Genomic DNA, 19,597 nt, shown 5'->3' on the forward strand with positions numbered 1-19,597 from the left:
TTTAATTAGAATCCAACTTTCAAATTCAAACCAACAGTACGTGTGGAAGGGAGGGCACCATATTCCGATCCCTGGTAGTTGCCTGCACCGAGGTTTACGTCCGGATCGAATGGAAGTTTACGTTTTTCAAGACCTGGAATATCCATTTTGGCATAGCCGCGGTACAGCCAGAACAGGTTGCGGGCCGTGAGCGACAGGCGCATCGACTTGATGAACATGCCCGGAGGGGTCGGGATATTGTAACCCAATGTGGCCTCTCTCAGACGGAAGTTCGTGGTAGAGTAGGTGAAGAACTCGCCCCAGGTATAACGGCCTTGCGAAACGGTTTGCCAGAAAGTCTGCGCGTCGATCGCGACGGTATTCTGCTCGCCTGTTTCGGTGACGGCAGGCAATACCCATCCGCCCTGGCGGTGCGCTTCGGTATAATCCGCCGTTCCGTCGTAAGCCAGGTTACCATCGGTACCGGAGGTCATCACACCACCTACGCGGCCATCCACGAGGAAGCTGAACACGAAATTCTTGTACGAGAACGAGTTATTGAAGCCTAATGTGAATTTCGGGTTGAAGTTACCCACGATGTTGTCGAATGCGGTGGCCACCGGAAGACCTTTCGCATTTACGACGTAGTTGCCGTTCGCGTCTTTTTTCCAGCCGAATGCCTGCAAATCACCATAGGAACCGCCTTCACGAACGATGGCCGTCGTAGTACGGGTGTTACCGCCAAGGTTCGCGGTTTTTACACTCGGGTGCAGTTCGATGATCTTGTTCACGTTGCGGGCAAAGTTCAGTGTCGCGTCCCAGGTAAGTGCTTTGCCTTTCAAGGGGGAGGCCGTCAGTGAAATCTCGAAACCTTTGTTGTTGATCTTACCCGCATTGATAAACTGGTTCTGGAAGCCGGTAGGGGTTGCCTGCGGCAATGTCAGCAACTGGTTCACCGTGTTGGTGTTGTAGTAGGTAAAATCTACGCCCAGCTTGCCGGCGAACAAACGCAGGTCGAGGCCAAACTCCGTCGAAGACGAAATCTCGGGTTTCAGGTTCTCGGCAGGGCGCGTCGTATTGCGGGAAATATAACCGCCGCCGCGGCCGCCTTGAGTAAATGTGTAGGTTTGGAGCAACCGGTAAGGATCGGTATCGTTACCCACCTGCGCCCACGAACCGCGCAATTTGGCGAAGCTAATCACTTCCGGCAGTTTGAATGCTTCCGACAGGATCACATTACCGCCGAACGAAAAGTAGGCGTACGAGTAAGGCTTAGGCAATGTGGAAGACCAGTCGTTACGCACCGAACCGTCGACCGTAATGAAGTCGCGGTACGACAATGACGCTGTTCCGAACGCATATTGCAGTTCTTTCTGGCTGAATGCCGTCATTTGCGTCAACGCTGCGGCGAATGAAAGGTCGAAGAAGTTAGGGACCGTCAAGCCGGTTGTCGTTCCACCCACCTGTGAGTATTTCTGGTAAGTCTGGCCGGCACCGAAGTTGTAGGTCAGATGCAGGTCTTTGCCAAAATTGTTGTTACCCGAAACGATCACATCCATGTTGCGCTCGGTCGTCTCCGCCGTCCAGTCGGCATAGGAACCGCCCGATCCTGCAAAAAGCAATGTGTTGTTGTAGAAACCACGGTTAACGCGATCGGCGTACCAGTCGTAGCTGATGCGGCCCTGGATGTTCAGCCAGTCCGTGATGTCATATTTTACCGATCCCAGCGAGATCACACGGTTCCGTTTTTCCGATTCGAACGTGCGGTTGATCGTCCAGTACGGGTTCATGTAAATACCCGAGCTGGCCCAGTAAGTAGGTTTTCCAGCCGCGTCTTCGAAAGTTTTGTATTGGTTCAAATCCACGCTGCGGGGGATTTTGTACAAGTTCATGGTCACAGAGCTCTCTTCACCGGAACGGGGTTTGTTCTCGATGTCGGAGTTGATATAGGTGATTTTGGCATCGGCAGAGAGGCGTTTCGTTATCTGCGTGTTCAGGCGCAGGTTGAACGTGTGGCGCATCAGCTTGTTGTTGGGCAGGATACCCTGGTTGTAGTTATTGGTATAGGACAAATATGTCTGGATTTTCTCGGAACCCGCCGAAACGCCGATCGAATTGTTGGTCGAGATCGCGTCGCGGTAGAAATCCTTGATATTGTTCGGGAAGGTTTGGGTGGCAGGTCCCCAGCTCATGCTGGAATTGGTGCTTTCCACACCGCCACTTCCTTGTCCGTAGGTATTTTGCAGTTTAGGAAGCAAAAACGGCGTTTCTACCACCACACCGGAGTTGATGTCGGCGGTAACCTTGCCTGCTTTTCCTTTTTTGGTTGTAATCATAATCACCCCGTTCGCGGCGCGGCTACCATACAATGCCGATGCGGCTGCGCCTTTCAGGATGTTCATCGATTCGATGTCGTCCGGGTTAATGTTCGCTGCACCGTCGGAACCGTTGATGCCACCGAAATCGCTCGTTACCTGGCCGCGTGCCGTGTTGTCGATGGGCACACCATCCACGACGAACAATGCATTGTTATTACCCGCGATCGAGCGGTTACCGCGCAGCACCACGCGCGTAGCCGAGCCCGGTCCCGACGAGCCTTGCGTGATCACCGCGCCCGCCACTTTACCGGAAAGTGTGTTCACAAAGTTCGCATCGCGCACGTCCGTGAGCTTCTTGCCGTCGATCTGCTGGGTGGCGTAGGTTAGCGTTTTCGCATTGCGCTCGATACCCAATGCCGTTACCACCACTTCGCCAAGCTGCTTTACGTCTTCGAGGAGCGTCACGTCGATGGTGGTTTTACTGCCTACCGCGATTTCTTGCGACACATAGCCGATCGACGAAAACACCAGCACGGCGTTTTCGTCGGGAACGTTGATCTTGTAAGTTCCATCCGCGCCGGTAGTAGTACCCTGATTGGTGCCTTTCACGAGGATGTTCGTGCCGGGAATTCCAGAGCCGGCATTGTCTTTCACAGTGCCGTTAATCTCCTTTGCTACATTCACAGCTGCCGCAGGCTGGATTACCTGACCGGTTGCCTTATCCTGCTTGTTGCTGATCACAATGTTGTTCTCCACCTGCGTGTAGCCCAGGCCGGTACCATTGAGGATCGATTCGAGTACTTCCTTTACCGGTTTTTTCTCGGCATGGATCGACACTTTTCTTTTCTTGTCGATGCGCTCGATACTGGTGATAAACTTGAAATCGCTCCTTTTTTCAATGGCAATGAAGGCATTCTGCAGCGTCACGTCTTTCAGGTCCAGGGAGATCTTTACCTCTTCAATGCCCTGTACGGACCGGGCGGCGAACAGGGGCTGTACGAACATCAAACATGCCAGGAACATCGCCAGGGTTCGCCTGAGCGCCGTGCCGGTTTTCAGGCGGGTGTCGGGTAACTTTTTTTGCATACTGTTTTGAGTAGATTGAGGTTAAATGGATTTGAGGGATTCAATTATTATAGCAAACTGATAATAATTCATAGTCAAAACACCGCTGATGCTGCGTGGGCGGCGTCAGGGATTTGGTTAGGGATGCACAAAAAAGCAGGATGGGAGGGGCGCTTAATGGCACGTGCCCCCGGTGATGGTTACTACGTCCTTACCGATCACATACTCGAAAGAATTAGACATACTCAACAATTTTAACACATCATTCAATGATGCAGTGGAATTGAAACTGGCCATGACACGGCATTGGCCGATGCTGCTTTTGAAGACAATCCGTTTGCCGAAGCGTTCATGCAAAACCTGCATTACTTCGTCGTAGGTATTGTCCCTGAAAACAAGCTGGCCGTAATGCCAGGGTGCGATGTTGGCGACGCTAACGATATTAATATACGTTTCGTCTTTTTCCGTATTGATTACGAGTTCCTGCTCAGGGGTCAGTTGCGTTATCCGGACCGGCTCGCCTTCCCCGATCTCCTTGCTCACCTCCACTTTTCCGGTCGCAACCGACACCGATGCCGTCTCGTCCCCATGATAGGCTTTTACATCGAACGACGTCCCCAAAACCCGTGTCGAAATCCGGTCGCTTTTCACGATAAATGGCTTTTCCGGGTTCGGTACCACTTCGAAAAACGCTTCTCCTTGCAGATAAACCTGCCTTTCGCCCCCGGTGAACACTTTGGGGAATTCGATTTTACTGTTTTTGTTGAGCCAAACCTGCGTCCCGTCGGGGAGCTCGATGCTGACGACGTCCTTCGGGCCGCTGGTCTTCGTTTCCATGGCCATACCGCCGGTGGCACGGCCTTCGTGCTGCCTGTTCACGAGCAGGTAACCCAGGCCGGTGGCCAGCAAAATGCTCGCTGCGGCCAGCCAGGACCCTATTTTCAGGTAACGTGGCCGCTCAAACGGTTCTTCTTCCGGGGCCTCTTCCTGCTCCGCTATTTTCGCGTGCAGCAGGGAAAGCCCGCTCTCTACCTGGAATGCCGGATCGTTTTCCGGTTCCTTTTCCTGCTTCCACGCTGCTTCTATCTGCCGGAACAACAGCAGGTTATCATATTCTTCAAGCCACCATTCCATCGCCAGTTTTTCTTCCGGGCTGCATTCGCCAGCGAGATACTTGGCGATAAGGGGCCATGGTGTGTGATCGGACATCAAATTCAGAGCTTTCTAATGTTAGGACAAATAAAAAATGGGCATACCCCCATCCTGTCAGAATATTTTTTAAATCTGATAAGTTTTTTGCAGAAGTTTCAATTGCTTAATGGCTTTACCCATTTGATTTTCTACTGTTTTGGCGGAAAGGGAGAGGATTTCAGCGATTTCGTTGTAGGTGAAACCTTCGAAGCGGTTCAGTTGGAAGATCGCCTTTCTTTTTTGCGGGAGATAATTGATGAGGTCTGCAATGCGGTTTTCGAGCTCGTGGTACATCAGTTCGTCGTCCGGGCCGGGCGTTTCTCCAATGATATCGTCGTTGAGCTCTTCCATGATGTGTTTTTCCTGCTTCATGTAGTTAATGCAGGTGTGGCGCGTGGCCGTGAAAAGGTAGGAGCGCACATTCTTTTCGACGGTCAGGCTCTCGCGTTTTTCCCAGATCCTGAAAAACACGTCGGCCACGATTTCCTCGGCCAGGTCCTTGCGGTTATTGAGGTAGGTGGCAAAGCGGCATAATGCGTGATAGTATTTCCGGAAGAGGCAGTCCAGCGCCCGGTTATCTCCTTGTTTGATCAGGGAAATAAGAAGCAAATCATCCTGGCCGTTCATCATAAACTGTGGCTAAATTGGGTATCAGGTAATTCTAAAACTTTATTCAATGATCTTGTCGGGCGCCCGGAGTGATCGGCATTTACTACCTTATTTAGAACCGGTACAAGTCAATTTTTGTGCCAGACATTAAAATAGTAATATTTTCTTTGGTGTATTTTAAATAGTAACGAAGAATAGCATTCAGATTTCTAAAATTAAAAAAGTTCATGGAAATAAGCGCCAATCACTGAAAATATTCTTGCAGATGGTCATTTCAGCTGCTGGCGCCCATTTCCATCAGGGGCAATGCGGGAAGGAAAATCAGTTGAGGAAGAGCTGCTTCACGCACACGGGCGTGGGTGCGCTGATCTCTTTCCCGGTATAAGTCAATTGGCCGGTGGCAGCGTCGCGTTTGAAGAACACGGCATTGTCATTGTCGCGGTTGGTCACGATCGCGAACTCGCCTTTGGCGTCGATCAGGAAGTTGCGCGGGTGCTTGCCGTGCGTATCGGCGTGGCCTGCCACCGTCAGTTTGCCGGTTTTAGCATCTACGGCGTAAATCGCGAGGCTTTCGTGGCCACGGTTGGATGCGTACAGGAACTTGCCGTCCGGCGAAAAATGGATGTCGGCGGCGTAGCTTTTGCCCGTGAAATCCGACGGCAGCATCGTCACGCGCTCCAAGGGCACCAATGCACCCGTACCCTTCACGATTTTGAAAGAATTTACAACGGAGGCGAGCTCGCAGGCCGAATAACCGAAGTTCCCGTTCGGGTGAATGGCGAAATGCCGCGGGCCGTCGCCAGCCTTCACCTCCGCGTAAGGTACGGCACCGGGCGTCAGCTTACCGGTCTGCGGGTCCACGGCGTATACCATGATCTTGTCGATACCCAGGTCGGACGCGTAGATGTATTTGCCGTCCGCGGAAGGGATAATGGAGTGCATATGCGGCTTCTGGTCGGGGCGACCTTTGTCCTGAATGGTGTCGGCCAGGGCGCCGATGCTGCCGTCCTGGTTGAGTTTATACACCGCAAGGTCGCCGCTTCCGTAGTTCGATAAATAAATGAAACGTCCCTTTGGATCAATACTGACATGGCACGGGCCGCGGCCTTGCGAGGGCTGTGAATTCAGTGCGGTGAGCTTGCCGGAAGTCTGGTCGATCGCGTAGGCCGACACCGTGCTGTTGCCTTCGTTGGCCGCGTAGAGGTACTTTTTATTGGGGTGAAATTCGAGAAATGACGGGCTGGTTTTGCTCGTCAGCACTTGTAACTCCTTGAAAGAGTAGTTGCTGCGGTCGAATTCATACACGTAAATGCCCTCGCCTTTCTGCGTGTAGGTGCCGAGGTACAGTATCTCCTTTTTGGGTTTTTGTGCAAAAGCCGTCATAGCCGACAATAAAAGGATGAATGAAAGAATGGTTCGTTTCATGAATTTTGTTGTTTTATCAGTTTACATTTTCAGCAACTCCTGCCGGAGTTTGGCACATTATGGACATCCCAATTTCGGCGATTTTGCCCCGGAATGGCGCCCTGGTTATAGGTAATATGCCCAAATTGACTTTCGGAGCCGTAGGTGCCGCCATAATACGCAACCCCGTTATTCAAATACCAGCGTGCCGAATTTATTGAATTCGTGGAAGCTGCCGCCGGTTTTTTGCCAGGAGTAATAGGCCGGTTCTCCGTCATAATCAATGCGGTAGAAATTGCCGCGCCACTTCTCGCCGGGTTTCGGTGCGGCATTGGCGATAGGGTTCATCAAGGCGAATGGAATGAAAAATTCGGCCTTCCAGCCCTCCACCGACGCCATGCTTTTCTTCTGTCCTCCCTGCGCGCTGGTTTCGTGCTGCACGCGGTTGCGGTCGGTGTAATGCCATGGTTTCCAGCCTTGTGCGCGCCCTTTGATGTTCGGGACGAGGATGGCGAGCTCGTAATTGAGCGGCGAAACTTCGTATTCGAGGTAGATCGGCAGGGACGTGTCCGGCCATAGAAAGACCTCCACGACATCTTCCTTGAACAGCGCGCCAAAGTCCTCCATAATGGTCGACGTCAGCTTCTGGTCCACGCAATCGAAGAGGAAGTACATGCCCTTTTCGGAGTACAGAATTTTGGCGCGCGTAGGAAATTGCTTCCCGGGGGCCGTTTGGTTGGGACCTTTTTGTACAGTAATATTGAACCACTGGGCGGCGGCCCATTGCGGGGCGGTTCCCTCGCCGGTGACTTTGAAGTCGGTAGTCTTTTTAACCGCAAGGGAAGAGTCGGGAACGGGGCCGGCAGCGTGCCCCCGGTTCATGAGACCGCATGCAAGCAGCCCCGCGAGCATAAATTTTTTAAACATTCGTTAAAAGGGTTAGGATTTGGAAAAACAGGTTCAGGTATTGCCAAGTGTGTTCATTTGCAATCAGATGTGCTGACAGTCGCCCGGCAATTTGGGCTTTCCGGGGCAATGGACAACGATTTTTTTTATCTCTGGCAATTTCAAGAGGTTTTTACATTTTACCAAATCATTATTTTTGTAGTGTCAATTATTGATGAAATCTTTCGACAGGAAAGAAGATACCGTAGCGGAATATTTTAATAATTTAGGTCGTACGTTTAAAATTGAAACCATTTAACAAAACACTGTCATGATACGCGAAAGTGGAGAACTGGCCTTTGCTGATATCGACGAGGCACTTTTAGAACCAGCTGTTTTCCCTGACTACCAAGGGAGCACAAAAAAAACCCGTATGGTAGCGCAACAAGATCCGTATGGAGATGATGACGAAGAAGATGAGGACCTCGACGAGGATCTCGACGATGAAAAAGTAATCGACGAGTACGACGATGATATAGAGGATCGCGAAGTGGTGATCGAAGACGGCGACGAGCTCCTGCGGAGGCTCGACGATTTCGATGATGACGACGACGATTTCTGACAATCCGTTTAAAAACGCAGACCAGCCTCTGGAACATTTCCAGGGGCTTTTTTATGATGGGCTTATGAGTAATGAAAAGCGGGTTGTGACTTATTCACCTAAATTGTTCAATTCCTCACCTTTCCTAAACCCATGCGTTCCACCGAATCCAATGTTACACAAAGCATTACGCAGGTAATCGCTGCTTCTTCATTAGGTACATTAATTGAATGGTATGATTTCTACATTTTCGGGAGCCTGGCGGTCATTATCGGCCAGCAGCTCTTCCCGAGCGACGCCGGTGCCTCGGCGCTGATCAACACGCTTGCCATCTTTGCCGCAGGATTTATCGTACGCCCCTTTGGCGCATTGGTATTCGGCCGCCTCGGCGACCTGATCGGGCGGAAATACACTTTCCTGCTCACGCTCGTGCTCATGGGCGGTTCTACGTTCCTGATCGGTCTCATTCCTTCGTATTCCAGCATCGGTTATGCCGCACCGATCCTGGTACTCATCCTTCGCCTCGTGCAGGGGCTTGCGCTCGGGGGCGAGTACGGGGGCGCGGCCACATACGTAGCCGAGCACGCGCCCGTAGGCAAGCGGGGCTTTTTTACGAGCTGGATTCAGACCACGGCTACGCTGGGCCTGTTCCTGTCGCTGGGCGTAATCGTGTTGACCAAAAACCTGCTCGGCGCAAAAGCTTTCGCCGACTGGGGCTGGCGCATCCCGTTCCTGATGTCCATCCTGCTTGTGGGTGTGTCGATTTACATCCGGATGAAAATGCACGAGTCGCCCGTTTTCTCGAAGCTGAAAGCCGAAGGAAAAGTCTCCGCTAACCCTTTGAAAGAAAGTTTTCAGAAAAAAGCCAACTTTAAAATGGTGCTCGTGGCGCTTTTCGGTGCTACAATGGGGCAGGGGGTCGTGTGGTATACCGGTCAGTTTTATGCACAGTCGTTCCTCGAAAATACCTGCAAGCTTGATTTCAACGAGTCGCGGTACATTCTCCTTTGGGCGATCGTGTTTGCGACGCCGTTCTTTGTAATATTCGGCTCGTGGAGCGATAAAGTGGGCAGAAAATGGATCATGCTCACCGGTATGCTGCTCGGCGTGCTTTGCTACCGCCCCATTTACCAATATTTCCTCGACGCCACCAATGTGAAGGAAATGCAGAAAACGATGCTTCAAAGCGCCTCGGAGCCGGTCGTGGAGCGTGGCCTCGTTGCGGGCAAACCGGATTCGCTCATTACCACCACCGTTTCCAAAACACTCACCAACGGTATGACTTTCAAGGAATCAACGGTTGAAATTATTCCCGAAGACGTGCTGGCCGAAGTGCCGGCCGTGGAGACGGTGATCAGGGACGTGACGCTTTCCAGCAGTTCGTACCTGATGATCATCGCGCTCGTATTCTTCCAGATTGTGCTCGTGACGATGGTGTACGGCCCCATTGCCGCATTCCTCGTTGAGCTCTTCCCGACGCAGATCCGATACACGTCGATGTCGCTGCCTTACCACATCGGTAACGGCGTTTTCGGTGGCCTGGTACCATTCATCGCGACGCTCATTGCTTCTTTCCAGGGTTCCACGCCGCTTTCCGGGCTTTCATACCCGATCGGCGTCGCCGCATTGTCGTTCGTTATCGGCGCGATTTACATTGATAACCGCCGGGATGAGAATGTGATGGATTGAGTGTGCAGACAGTTCTGTTTCAATTTGTTTTTCAAAATTTTGATAAAAATATCAATGAGTGGTTTAAAGAAAATACTGGGCCTCCTCTGGATGGCATTGGGGCCCGTGATCATCATCTTCCTTTTCATGCAGGCGTCCGACAAGATCGGCGCGGCAGCCGAAGGTATCGCCCGCACGAACACGACCCTGCAATGGGCAATCATCATCCTCATATTTATTCCGATCTGCACCGGGCTCGTTATTTTCGGCTACTACGCCTGGAAGGGGGAGTACGATCATTTGCCGGAGAGTTCGGAGGAACTGTGACGGATTGGAATGGTCAGGTTTTGTCAGGAATAGTCAGGAATTGTTGGTATATGTTTTAATAATTATTTTCATACCGCATAACTAATGACTATACTTGACCACACCTGATCATTCACCCGTTAATTTTCATCATGCAAACTGACGTTTTCATTCTTTCCGCTTCCCGCACCCCTATTGGCAGCTTTGGCGGCAGTCTTTCCACAATTTCGGCTCCCAGGCTCGGCGCTGCGGCTATTCGGGGGGCGCTGGCGAAGTCGGGCGTTGATCCGGCGTCGGTGGATGAGGTTTTGATGGGGAATGTCGTTTCGGCCAATCTCGGGCAGGCGCCGGCGCGGCAGGCTGCCATTTATGCGGGGTTGCCGGTTTCGGTTATTTGCACAACGGTCAACAAGGTATGCGCTTCGGGTATGAAGGCGACGGCGCTGGGTGCGCAGGCTATTCAGCTGAGCGACGCGGACATCGTGGTAGCGGGCGGGATGGAGAATATGTCGCAGATACCCTACTATTTACCCAAAGCACGGAACGGATATGGGTACGGTCATGGCGAGATGATCGACGGTTTGCTGAAAGACGGCCTTACCGACGTGTACGACCAGATCGGTATGGGTGTTTGCGGGGATCAAACGGCTTTGAAATACAACATTTCCCGCGAAGCGCAGGACGAATACGCGATCCGTTCCTACCAGCGCTCGGCAGCGGCAACGGCTGATGGTTCGTTTGCGGACGAGCTTGTTAATGTGGAAGTTACGTCGTTGAAGGGAGATGTAACGTCTGTCGGCGAGGACGAAGAGTTCAGGCGCGTCAAATTTGATAAAATCCCCACATTAAAACCCGTTTTCTCCAAAGACGGTACCGTGACGGCCGCCAATGCGTCGACGATCAATGACGGCGGCGCGGCGCTCGTGCTCGCGGGGAGCAATGCGGTGAAAGCCCAAAACCTGAAACCTGTCGCCCGCATTGTCGCCTACGCGGATGCGGAGCAGGAGCCGGCCTGGTTTACGACCACGCCCGTGCTGGCTACCGAAAAGGTCTTGAAAAAAGCCGGTATGAAAATCAGCGACATCGATTATTTCGAAGTGAACGAAGCATTTGCCGTCGTGGCACTGGCTTATATACAGGCATTTAGCCTCGATGTCGGGAAGGTGAATGTCTTCGGCGGTGCGGTGTCGCTCGGGCATCCTTTGGGCGCATCCGGGGCGCGCATTATCACGACATTACTCTCTGTTTTGGAAAAAAATAATGCGAAATACGGCCTGGCTGCCATTTGCAACGGCGGCGGCGGCGCTTCGGCAATGATTGTGGAAAGGCTGTAACGACTACCGGATCAGGACTTTCAGGCGATTGTAAAAGCCGGTGCTCTTAAAAGTGAAGGTTTTGTGCAGAATGTAGTTGCTCACGAAGCTGAACCCCATCCCGATCACGTAACATACCATTTCTGTTACATTTACTTCCTTTTTGGCGAAGGAAAACTTCACTTTGTACACCTCCATACCGAAGTAATCGATCAGCAATTTCGACGAACCAATGGTGAATGCCCAGGTAATGAAGAGGGAAACCATCGAAACCATGAGGAATTTTACCATTTCGCGGCGTGTCTGGTTGCTGCGGCGTGCGTCGAATGCGAAGAGTTTGGTGAGGGTAAAGCCCCAGAAAAAACCGATGATGTAGGAAGGAACTATGGAATCGCTCCAGGAGATATTGAACCAGTCCTGAATGAGACTGCTGGAAACTAACTGGATCAAAGCACCGGTACCCGCAACAAGAAAATAGGCAATGATATCTTTGGGATTGAAGATCTTGTTCTGCTTGATTTGGGTCACTGGTGTGTTGGTTTGATTGGAACGGCGAACCTGAATGAGGCCCCAATATTAGAAAGAAAATGGTCTGGAAACAAAACAGGGCCCTCTAATTTGAGTAAATGGACGTTTTGAGGACACCCCGCCCGAATGGTACCGTTTTTGCAACCGATAGGTAAAAAACGTCTTTTCGCACATCGCGCGAGAGGCGCTTCGTTTAACCCCAATCGGTATCATTATGAAGAAGTTGTGTCTCCTGCTCCCCTTTTTGCTGTCGGCGTTCGCCTCGTTCGGGCAAGTGCAAACGTGGGCCCTCGGGTTCGAGGTGGGTGAGCCGATCGGGGTCAGTTTGAGGAAATATGGTGACAGAAATGCCCTCGACGTCAGCGTCGGGACTTACCTCGGCATGTTCAAGCAAAAAGATAATTACAAGGTGAGCAATGACGACCTCGGCGGGCTCGGGGTGATGGTAAATGTGACCTATTTGTGGTACGCGCCGATGTTCAACGAGCGGATGATCGCCTATATCGGCCCCGGCGTGCAGGTGAACTCGCGCCGCTACTACCCCGACCGTAATGTGCGGTCTGTTTATACGACCAATATTTCTACCGGCCCTTCGGCCACGGCGGGCCTGGAATTCTTCTTCGGCCAGCGTCCGGCTTCATTTTTCATCGAAGGCGGCGGTTATCTTGAATTTATTCCCAAATTCTTTTACTTTAATCCCAATCTCAGCATTGGCCTGAGACACAACTTCTAACGGGATCAACTGTGAAAAAACAATACATATGGGTGGTGCTGGCGACTATGACGGCATTCGCATCCTCCTGTTCGGCGACTTTGCAGCGGCGTTACGACCGAATGCACGGCACATCCTCTACCACCCCGACAACCGACCGCTCCTCGCGTGCGCCGGATGACAGAAATGTGCAAACGACCGATCCGTCCTACCGAAAGGATTACGACAGAGTGGTGGACGGCGGCAATACAGCGGGAAATGTGACTCCTACCAGCGGCAATGCCGATTACAACCAGCAACTGCTCAGCCAGTACATGGAAATGGATAAGCTGGCGGAAGTGGTCCTGTATGAGTTGGATAACCTGGAAAATCGCTACAATACTATGCTGAACGACTACAAAAATGCCAGGTCGTCGTCGCGGCAGGTGATGGCGATGGAGCTCGACAAGATCAGCGACGACCGGCTGGTACTTTACAAGGCATACACCAACATTTACCGCAACGGCAAGTCCGATTGGGCAAATGTGAAGCGCGACGTCGATAATACATTGCGCGAGATCCGCAAGAAGAACTGATTACCAGCCAGCGCCCTTTGTGGCGGTTTTAATGCGGCACACGTAGCCGTCCACCGTCATATATAATGTAGTACCATCGTTGCCCCAGGCACAGTTGGACGTCAGTTCGCCCATTTCAATGCGTCCCAGCAGCTTGCCGGCGGGGCTGATGATGAGCATTCCGCCAGGTCCCGACGACCAGAGATTGCCGTCCTTGTCGATTTTAAGGCCGTCGGGCAGGCCCGGGAGGCCGCCTTTACCCATTGCAGTAGCATCGTAAATCAGCTTGCCCTTGCCGGCATTACCGTTCGCGTCGAGCGGATAGGCCATCCAGATTGCCTTTTCGGGGTCGGATTGCGCCACATACATGGTCTTGCCGTCGGGAGAGAATGCAATGCCGTTCGGGCGGCTGAGGTCGCTCACCTGCATCGTTACCTTGCCGTCACCGTGAATGCGGTATACGCCGAATTCCTTGATTTCGCGGGTCGGGTCTTCGTGTTTTTTGGCGAGGCCATAAGTTGGATCGGTGAAATAGTAGTCGCCGTTGCTGTGCTGCACCACGTCGTTCGGGCTGTTGAAGCGCTTGCCTTCGAAACGGTCGGCCAATGTAATTTTCCCGCCCACATTCAGCGGCATAGCCGAAATGCGCCGGTCGCCATGCTCGCAGGAAACGAGGCGGCCTTGATTATCGATGATCAATCCATTACTGCCCGGTTCGTCGCTGTATACGCCCCGGCCCGTGTAGCCCGAAGGTTCCAGGAAAACCGATAAACCCTCTTTCTCGTCCCATTTGTACACCTTGTTTTTCGGTACGTCCGAAAATAGCAGGTACCCGCCGTCCTTCACCCATACCGGCCCCTCCGACCAGTCGAAACCCGATGCCAACACTTCCACCCTGGCCGTTTTGGGCAGCATTTTTTCAAATGAAGGGTCTTCATAAATGATCTTGCCCATCGTTGGGTAGGACTTTTGTGCCATAGCAGTGCAGGTCAGCAGGAAAATCAGACAAACGGGGATAATTCCGGATTTCATAGGGAAAGCATTTGCGGTACCGACAGGGATTTAGCATTAAAGCACCATTATTGTGCTTCCCTACTGTTTGGCATGATCGGCCTTCGCGGTCGCGGGCGCGAGGACAATGCTGGAATGCGGTGCCAGGCGGTTCGAAGTCAATGCAATGCTGTGCTGTTGGTCGGTAGAAAAGATGACTTGGGAAAAAATGGATTTATCCTCCGGTATGTTGAATCCCGCCTCGGTATCGCCGAGGTTATGGATGATCACGAGCGAGCGGTCCACGTGCGGGCGGAAATAGGCGAGCAGGCGCTCGTCGCCCAGGCGTATGGGTTGCAGGTTGGGCGCGAGTACCTGGCCGAGCGCGGGCTCTCGTTTGCGCAGGTGTATGAGGGTTTTATAATGTTGGTAAACAGAAGAATCCTCCTGCATTTGTACCGAAAGGGGCGGCACTGTTTTCAACGTAGTGAATTGCGGGCTGATCCATGAAGTAAGCTGCGGGTCGTCGGCTGCGGAAGTCCACAGGAATGGTTCCCGAATGTAGGGATCGGGTTTCAAACCCAGCATTCCGATTTCTTCACCATAATATAAATAGGGCTGGCCGGGCAGAGTAAGGAGAATGCTCGCCGCGAGTTTGATCTTTTCAACATCACCGCCTACCACGCTCCCGATCCGCTCCTGGTCGTGGTTGGTGAGCATTATGGCATTGATAAACAGGGGATTGTATTTCTGAAAAAGATTAAAGCTGGCCAGCAGCCTATCGATCACCTGCTCGTCGCGGCCGGCGATGAGCATCCGCTGCAGCGCAAAGCTGAGGTCGAAATGGAAAGTGGCGTTCAGGTTGCGGAAATAGGGTGCTACTTCCTCGGTTTCAGCCCATACTTCGCCCACGGTAAATACATCCGATCGGGCTTCGGCGACGATTTTAGCAAAAAACTCCCAGAAATTCACGCTTTGCTCAGGCGCCCAGTCGGGGTAAATGTGCCTTGCCGCATCCAGCCGGAAGCCGTCCACACCCATGTCCGCCAACCAAAACCGGACGATTTTGGCCATTTCTTCCTGCAATGTTTCCGAATGATAGTTGAGATCGGGCATTCCCTTGTAAAAAAGGCCATAGTATTTTTCATCGTCGCCAGGGTTTTCGTGCCACGGGTACACGACTTGCGAATCGTCTGAGGTTTCTCGTTCGGAAATGCCCAGGTGGTCGATCTGGTCCTGGGTCATCCACCAATAGAACTGTCGGTAGGGGCTATGCTTGCTCTTTCGCGCCGATTTGAACCACGGGTGCAGCGTGCTCGTATGGTTGACGATCAGGTCGAGATACACGGCAATGCCCCGGGCATGCGCACCCGAGAGCAGCCGCCTGAAATCGTCGAGCGTGCCGTATTCCGGGTCGATGCCGTAATAATCGGTGACGTCGTATTTGTGGTAGCTGGGGGAGGGGTGAATGGGTGTGAGCCAGATGGCCTCGATGCCAAGGTCGGCCAGGTAGTCCAGTTTGGAGATGATGCCGTTCAGGTCGCCGATGCCATCGCCGTTGGAGTCGCAGAAAGAGCGGACAAATATCTCGTAACAGACCCGGGGGATATTAGCTGGTTTTTCGGCAGGCATAGCAGGCAGTTATCGGAAATGCGGTTTCAGCAATTGGTATACCACCTGCACCGGCAATCCCATGATCGTATAAAACGACCCTTCGATTCTGTCGATCCCTACCATCCCGATCCACTCCTGGATACCGTAGGAACCGGCTTTATCGAACGGTTTGTATTGCTCAATATAATGGTTGATCTCCCAATCTTCCAAGTCGCGGAAGTAAACTTCGGCCACGTCCGCCACTGTTTCGATCCCTTCGTCCGAGAGCAAACTCACTGCTGTCACTACCTTATGGCTTCTCCCTGAAAGCATTCCGATCATCCGGCGCGCGTCGGCCACGTCGGCCGGTTTGCCGAGAATATGGTGGTCGGCGATGACGACGGTATCGGCCGTGAGCACGAGGGAACCGGGCCGGATGCCGCGGAATTGCTCCGCTTTTTCACGGGAAATATATCCTGCTACGGCTTCGGCAGCGAGGTCGGCTGGGTAACTTTCATCGGTGGGGATGACTTCAATGGTGAATTCGAAGCCGGCGTCGTGGAGTAATTGCTTTCTGCGGGGGGAGTTGGAAGCGAGGATCAGGGGACTTTTAAGATGAATCATGTTAAGGATTTTTCATTGATTGTCAGGTAGTTGTGAGGTTTTTTGAGATTGCGTGCCTTGATATTCCAAGCCTTTCACAAACTTTTTTGCAAATATTTTCCTCCCGGCAGAACTATTCCCGCACTAATAGATGTTACTACATTAAATGTACATACATCATTATTGTATTTAACATTCCTGGCTATGTCTATTGAAACTGATATAAAGCAGAAAAAATTTCGGAGCCCGTACCAAAAGTTGGCGCTAAACCTGGTGTATACCACCAAGTGGCTCGAATATAAGCAGCTTGAATCTTTCAGGGAGCACGACATTACCCAGCAGCAATACAACGTGCTGAGGATATTGAGGGGCCAGCAAGGCAACCCGATCAAGGTGAACGACATTACCGAGCGCATGCTCGACAAGAGTTCCAATACATCCCGGCTGGTGGACAAGCTGCTGGCGAAGAACCTGGCCAAGCGGAGCTCCTGCGAGAGCGACCGCCGCGCCGTCGACGTCGTAATTACCGAGGAAGGATTGGCATTGTTGAAGGTGCTCGACCCGTTTATCGAGGATTGGGAAAACCGGTTCAATATTATTTCGGAGGAGGAAGCCGAGCAGATCAGCGCATTGCTCGACAAGCTCCGCGCCACCGACCAGTAAATGCAAACACAATTAACACAAATCAATAAATCAATTTAATTTTTAATGAAAACTACAATGAAATCAATTCAATTTTTTGTCGCATCGCTTGCAGTAGCATTGTTTGTATCTTCTTCTGTTTCAGCAGACAATGGTAAAAAAGCCAGCAACCTGAAAGTAAATACCGCGAAAAGCGAACTGACCTGGTTGGGTAAAAAAGTTACCGGCGAGCACACAGGCAAAATCTCCCTGAAAGAAGGAACAATCGTATTGGACGGCGCTAAACTGACCGGCGGAAAATTTGTTGCCGACCTGAATAGCATTACTTGTACGGACCTTACTGATAAAGAATACAACGGTAAACTGATCGGGCACTTGAAATCAGATGATTTCTTCGGCGTTGAAAAACACCCGACTGCTACTTTCGTGGTAACCAAAGCAACGCCAAAAGCAACCGGTGTTTACGATGTGACTGGCGACCTGACTATTAAAGGCATCACCAAGCCTGTTACTTTCCCGGTAACTGTTAAAACTACCGCTGCCGGCGCAGAAGCTACTGGTAAACTGGTTGTTGACCGTTCGAAATACGACATCAAATACAACTCGAAGTCATTCTTCGACAACCTCGGCGACAAAATGATCAACGACGATTTCACGATCGATGTGAAATTGGTTGCCGCCAAATAATTATCCGCAGGCGGTTGTCTGGTATCAGCCGTCTGCATTTTGTATGACCTGAATGTTAAAAGGACCTGTCTTTTCTAGGCAGGTTTTTTTTGTGTTACCGGTTGAAATCGCGGTATTGGGGAAAGTCGTCCATGAAGTGGATCTGGCCGTTTACGGCCTGGAAGCAGTAGTGCGCCATACCATTGGTAACAGCCAGGTACTGAGGTTGTAATGTGAAATTGTAGCGGCTGATCTGCGCAAAAGTTGCATCGGTAACGGCCACGAACGGCGCCTTGCATTCGACGAGCAGAAAAGGTAATGCATGGTTGGAAAGTACCATTATGTCCGTACGCTTGGCGAGCGTATGGTATTGTAAACCAGTTTCTACGGCGAAGAGCGATTTAGGGTAACCGTAATGCGTGATGAGTAAATGGATGAAGTGCTGGCGGACCCATTCCTCGGGCGTCAGCGTGACGAATTTCCTGCGGATAATGTCGAAAATATGCGGTTTCCCGTTTACCTGCTTAACTTTGTACGCAAACCCGGGAAGGTTCAGTGATTCCATGAACGAAGATAATCAACCCCGGGATGCCTCGCCAACAAACCTGCTGAATTCATGACTACCAAGGAACAAATCGTCGAGAACTGGCTCCCGCGCTACACGGGTACGCCTGTGGAAGAATTTGGAAGCTACATCCTGCTCACGAACTTCGGAAATTATGTGACCATGTTCGCCGAGAAGTTTGGGGTAGAAGTAAGGGGGGCCGGGCGGGCCATGCAAACGGCCACGGCCAAGGACATTACCATCATCAATTTTGGAATGGGCAGTCCGATGGCGGCTACGGTCATGGACTTATTATCCGCCATTAATCCCAAAGCGGTATTATTTTTAGGTAAATGCGGTGGTTTGAAAAAAACGCAGGTCGGCGACCTGATCCTGCCTATCGCGGCCATCCGCGGGGAAGGTACCAGCGATGATTACATGCCGCCCGAAATTCCCGCATTGCCATCGTTCCGCCTGCAAAGTACCGTGTCGGCCGCCATCAAAAAACAGAAGCTCGACTACTGGACCGGCACTGTCTATACGACCAACCGCCGGATCTGGGAGCACGATGCGAGTTTCAAGGAATACCTGCAAGCCGTCCGCGCGATGGCGATCGACATGGAAACCGCGACGATCTTCATTGTCGGTTTTGCAAACTCTATCCCGCATGGGGCATTGCTGCTTGTATCGGACAATCCATTGGTGCCTGAGGGCGTCAAAACGGAGGAAAGCGATAAAAAAGTAACGTCGAGCTACGTAAAGCAGCACCTGGACATCGGTATCGAAGCATTGACCGAACTGGCCCGCTCGGGCGAGTCGGTGAAGCACCTGCGTTTCGAGAACTGACAACTGTCATAAAGCGGCGGGAACCTGTTGCGACCCCTTGGGAGTTAACTTTCGGCGGGCAACAGTTTTCCGCCGGTTATTTTTATGGAACATCAGACCTTATACGAGCGCATCGGCGGCGATGCGGCGCTCCGGCAGCTCACCGACAAATTTTACGACCTGGTTTTCGAACACGAGCTTATTTCGAGGCTGTTCAAAAGCGATAAAGACCTCATCAAGGAGAAGCAGCGTCTTTTCCTCACCCAATTTCTCGGCGGCCCGCAGGCCTATTCCGACGTGTACGGCCATCCGATGATGCGCGCCCGCCACATGCCCCACACCATTACCGAAGAAGACGCCGTCGCCTGGCTCCAATGCATGGCCAGTGCCGTAGAATCGCTTTCACTTCCCGAGGATTTGAAAAATGAACTGTTCGACCGTTTTCCGCGGACGGCATTTTTTATGGTGAATAGTTAGGAAAAAAGACTGTCCGGCAAAGCGTTACATTTTTGATATCCTGTCGTATAAATAGTGTTCCATATTTGGGAACATTGTATAGAATGTGACGTGCTTGCGTTGCTGGTCGGGGCTTTTGAAAATG

20 protein-coding genes are annotated in these 19,597 nt (G+C 51.8%); 10 read left to right on the forward strand and 10 right to left on the reverse strand.

The window, feature by feature from the left end:
* Nucleotides 1-5 precede the first annotated feature (5 nt).
* The 5 genes from H144_RS0104445 to H144_RS0104465 all read right to left on the reverse strand — a co-directional run bounded on the left by H144_RS0104445 (nt 6) and on the right by H144_RS0104465 (nt 7,493).
* A complete protein-coding gene (locus H144_RS0104445; RefSeq protein ID WP_019940835.1) occupies nt 6-3,383 on the reverse strand; it encodes a SusC/RagA family TonB-linked outer membrane protein in 3,378 nt (1,125 codons plus the stop codon).
* Between the two features lie 153 nt (nt 3,384-3,536).
* The gene (locus H144_RS0104450; RefSeq protein WP_019940836.1) at nt 3,537-4,571 is read right to left on the reverse strand and encodes a FecR family protein; all 1,035 of its coding nucleotides are present in this window, start codon (nt 4,569-4,571) and stop codon (nt 3,537-3,539) included.
* A gap of 69 nt (nt 4,572-4,640) precedes the next feature.
* Nucleotides 4,641-5,183: an RNA polymerase sigma factor gene (locus tag H144_RS0104455; RefSeq protein WP_019940837.1), complete on the reverse strand. Its 543-nt coding sequence runs from the start codon at nt 5,181-5,183 to the stop codon at nt 4,641-4,643.
* A 300-nt stretch (nt 5,184-5,483) separates the two neighbouring features.
* Nucleotides 5,484-6,587 (reverse strand): lactonase family protein, encoded by a 1,104-nt coding sequence (locus H144_RS0104460; RefSeq protein WP_229207839.1) that lies wholly within the window; start codon nt 6,585-6,587, stop codon nt 5,484-5,486.
* Nucleotides 6,588-6,755: 168 nt separating this feature from the next.
* A complete protein-coding gene (locus H144_RS0104465) occupies nt 6,756-7,493 on the reverse strand; it encodes a carbohydrate-binding family 9-like protein (protein WP_019940839.1) in 738 nt (245 codons plus the stop codon).
* 391 nt (nt 7,494-7,884) lie between these two features.
* Between H144_RS0104465 and H144_RS34800 the strand changes: the two genes are divergently transcribed.
* From H144_RS34800 to H144_RS0104490, 4 genes are all read left to right on the forward strand, one after another.
* Nucleotides 7,885-8,073 (forward strand): hypothetical protein, encoded by a 189-nt coding sequence (locus H144_RS34800; RefSeq protein WP_229207840.1) that lies wholly within the window; start codon nt 7,885-7,887, stop codon nt 8,071-8,073.
* A gap of 132 nt (nt 8,074-8,205) precedes the next feature.
* Complete coding sequence (locus H144_RS0104480; RefSeq protein ID WP_019940841.1) at nt 8,206-9,741, forward strand: MFS transporter; 1,536 nt, start codon at nt 8,206-8,208, stop codon at nt 9,739-9,741.
* A 54-nt stretch (nt 9,742-9,795) separates the two neighbouring features.
* A complete protein-coding gene (locus H144_RS0104485) occupies nt 9,796-10,047 on the forward strand; it encodes a DUF6814 family protein (protein ID WP_019940842.1) in 252 nt (83 codons plus the stop codon).
* 131 nt (nt 10,048-10,178) lie between these two features.
* The gene (locus H144_RS0104490; RefSeq protein WP_019940843.1) at nt 10,179-11,360 is read left to right on the forward strand and encodes an acetyl-CoA C-acyltransferase; all 1,182 of its coding nucleotides are present in this window, start codon (nt 10,179-10,181) and stop codon (nt 11,358-11,360) included.
* A 3-nt stretch (nt 11,361-11,363) separates the two neighbouring features.
* Here H144_RS0104490 and H144_RS0104495 read toward each other — a convergent pair whose 3' ends face one another.
* Nucleotides 11,364-11,867, reverse strand: a complete 504-nt coding sequence (locus tag H144_RS0104495; RefSeq protein ID WP_019940844.1) for a GtrA family protein — start codon at nt 11,865-11,867, stop codon at nt 11,364-11,366.
* 214 nt (nt 11,868-12,081) lie between these two features.
* Between H144_RS0104495 and H144_RS0104500 the strand changes: the two genes are divergently transcribed.
* Together H144_RS0104500 and H144_RS0104505 are read left to right on the forward strand one after the other, a co-directional pair.
* Nucleotides 12,082-12,600 carry a hypothetical protein gene (locus H144_RS0104500; RefSeq protein ID WP_019940845.1) on the forward strand — a complete coding sequence of 173 codons (519 nt, stop codon included), beginning with the start codon at nt 12,082-12,084 and terminating at the stop codon, nt 12,598-12,600.
* 11 nt (nt 12,601-12,611) lie between these two features.
* Nucleotides 12,612-13,154: a hypothetical protein gene (locus H144_RS0104505; RefSeq protein WP_019940846.1), complete on the forward strand. Its 543-nt coding sequence runs from the start codon at nt 12,612-12,614 to the stop codon at nt 13,152-13,154.
* On the opposite strand, the gene H144_RS0104510 is transcribed toward H144_RS0104505, so the two are convergent.
* The 3 genes from H144_RS0104510 to H144_RS0104520 are packed head-to-tail and all read right to left on the reverse strand — an operon-like array spanning nt 13,155 to nt 16,340.
* Nucleotides 13,155-14,165: an SMP-30/gluconolactonase/LRE family protein gene (locus tag H144_RS0104510; RefSeq protein ID WP_033402357.1), complete on the reverse strand. Its 1,011-nt coding sequence runs from the start codon at nt 14,163-14,165 to the stop codon at nt 13,155-13,157.
* A gap of 60 nt (nt 14,166-14,225) precedes the next feature.
* Nucleotides 14,226-15,755, reverse strand: a complete 1,530-nt coding sequence (locus H144_RS0104515; RefSeq protein ID WP_019940848.1) for an alpha-amylase family glycosyl hydrolase — start codon at nt 15,753-15,755, stop codon at nt 14,226-14,228.
* A 9-nt stretch (nt 15,756-15,764) separates the two neighbouring features.
* On the reverse strand, nt 15,765-16,340 hold the full coding sequence (locus H144_RS0104520) for a Maf family protein (protein WP_019940849.1): 576 nt from the start codon (nt 16,338-16,340) through the stop codon (nt 15,765-15,767).
* 183 nt (nt 16,341-16,523) lie between these two features.
* On the opposite strand from H144_RS0104520, the gene H144_RS0104525 reads away from it, so the two are divergent.
* Both H144_RS0104525 and H144_RS0104530 read left to right on the forward strand, forming a co-directional pair.
* Nucleotides 16,524-16,982: a MarR family winged helix-turn-helix transcriptional regulator gene (locus tag H144_RS0104525; RefSeq protein WP_019940850.1), complete on the forward strand. Its 459-nt coding sequence runs from the start codon at nt 16,524-16,526 to the stop codon at nt 16,980-16,982.
* A 57-nt stretch (nt 16,983-17,039) separates the two neighbouring features.
* Nucleotides 17,040-17,648, forward strand: coding sequence for a YceI family protein (locus tag H144_RS0104530; RefSeq protein WP_019940851.1), 609 nt, complete (start codon nt 17,040-17,042; stop codon nt 17,646-17,648).
* Nucleotides 17,649-17,742: 94 nt separating this feature from the next.
* On the opposite strand, the gene H144_RS0104535 is transcribed toward H144_RS0104530, so the two are convergent.
* Nucleotides 17,743-18,192, reverse strand: a complete 450-nt coding sequence (locus H144_RS0104535; protein ID WP_019940852.1) for a type I restriction enzyme HsdR N-terminal domain-containing protein — start codon at nt 18,190-18,192, stop codon at nt 17,743-17,745.
* A gap of 51 nt (nt 18,193-18,243) precedes the next feature.
* Here H144_RS0104535 and H144_RS0104540 point away from each other — a divergent pair, with 51 nt between their 5' ends.
* Both H144_RS0104540 and H144_RS0104545 read left to right on the forward strand, forming a co-directional pair.
* Nucleotides 18,244-19,017, forward strand: coding sequence for an AMP nucleosidase (locus H144_RS0104540; RefSeq protein WP_019940853.1), 774 nt, complete (start codon nt 18,244-18,246; stop codon nt 19,015-19,017).
* 84 nt (nt 19,018-19,101) lie between these two features.
* Complete coding sequence (locus H144_RS0104545) at nt 19,102-19,473, forward strand: globin domain-containing protein (RefSeq protein ID WP_019940854.1); 372 nt, start codon at nt 19,102-19,104, stop codon at nt 19,471-19,473.
* Nucleotides 19,474-19,597 lie beyond the last annotated feature (124 nt).

This window comes from Dyadobacter beijingensis DSM 21582, from assembly GCF_000382205.1.
Lineage (GTDB): Bacteria > Bacteroidota > Bacteroidia > Cytophagales > Spirosomataceae > Dyadobacter > Dyadobacter beijingensis.

Bases quoted from the DNA above. Each gene is read 5' to 3' on its own strand.
- H144_RS0104445 (WP_019940835.1), bottom strand. From the start codon at position 3,383: ATGCAAAAAAAGTTACCCGACACCCGCCTGAAAACCGGCACGGCGCTC.
- H144_RS0104450 (WP_019940836.1), bottom strand. From the start codon at position 4,571: ATGTCCGATCACACACCATGGCCCCTTATCGCCAAGTATCTCGCTGGC.
- H144_RS0104455 (WP_019940837.1), bottom strand. From the start codon at position 5,183: ATGATGAACGGCCAGGATGATTTGCTTCTTATTTCCCTGATCAAACAA.
- H144_RS0104460 (WP_229207839.1), bottom strand. From the start codon at position 6,587: ATGAAACGAACCATTCTTTCATTCATCCTTTTATTGTCGGCTATGACG.
- H144_RS0104465 (WP_019940839.1), bottom strand. From the start codon at position 7,493: ATGTTTAAAAAATTTATGCTCGCGGGGCTGCTTGCATGCGGTCTCATG.
- H144_RS34800 (WP_229207840.1), top strand. From the start codon at position 7,885: ATGGTAGCGCAACAAGATCCGTATGGAGATGATGACGAAGAAGATGAG.
- H144_RS0104480 (WP_019940841.1), top strand. From the start codon at position 8,206: ATGCGTTCCACCGAATCCAATGTTACACAAAGCATTACGCAGGTAATC.
- H144_RS0104485 (WP_019940842.1), top strand. From the start codon at position 9,796: ATGAGTGGTTTAAAGAAAATACTGGGCCTCCTCTGGATGGCATTGGGG.
- H144_RS0104490 (WP_019940843.1), top strand. From the start codon at position 10,179: ATGCAAACTGACGTTTTCATTCTTTCCGCTTCCCGCACCCCTATTGGC.
- H144_RS0104500 (WP_019940845.1), top strand. From the start codon at position 12,082: ATGAAGAAGTTGTGTCTCCTGCTCCCCTTTTTGCTGTCGGCGTTCGCC.
- H144_RS0104510 (WP_033402357.1), bottom strand. From the start codon at position 14,165: ATGAAATCCGGAATTATCCCCGTTTGTCTGATTTTCCTGCTGACCTGC.
- H144_RS0104515 (WP_019940848.1), bottom strand. From the start codon at position 15,755: ATGCCTGCCGAAAAACCAGCTAATATCCCCCGGGTCTGTTACGAGATA.
- H144_RS0104520 (WP_019940849.1), bottom strand. From the start codon at position 16,340: ATGATTCATCTTAAAAGTCCCCTGATCCTCGCTTCCAACTCCCCCCGC.
- H144_RS0104525 (WP_019940850.1), top strand. From the start codon at position 16,524: ATGTCTATTGAAACTGATATAAAGCAGAAAAAATTTCGGAGCCCGTAC.
- H144_RS0104530 (WP_019940851.1), top strand. From the start codon at position 17,040: ATGAAATCAATTCAATTTTTTGTCGCATCGCTTGCAGTAGCATTGTTT.
- H144_RS0104535 (WP_019940852.1), bottom strand. From the start codon at position 18,192: ATGGAATCACTGAACCTTCCCGGGTTTGCGTACAAAGTTAAGCAGGTA.
- H144_RS0104540 (WP_019940853.1), top strand. From the start codon at position 18,244: ATGACTACCAAGGAACAAATCGTCGAGAACTGGCTCCCGCGCTACACG.
- H144_RS0104545 (WP_019940854.1), top strand. From the start codon at position 19,102: ATGGAACATCAGACCTTATACGAGCGCATCGGCGGCGATGCGGCGCTC.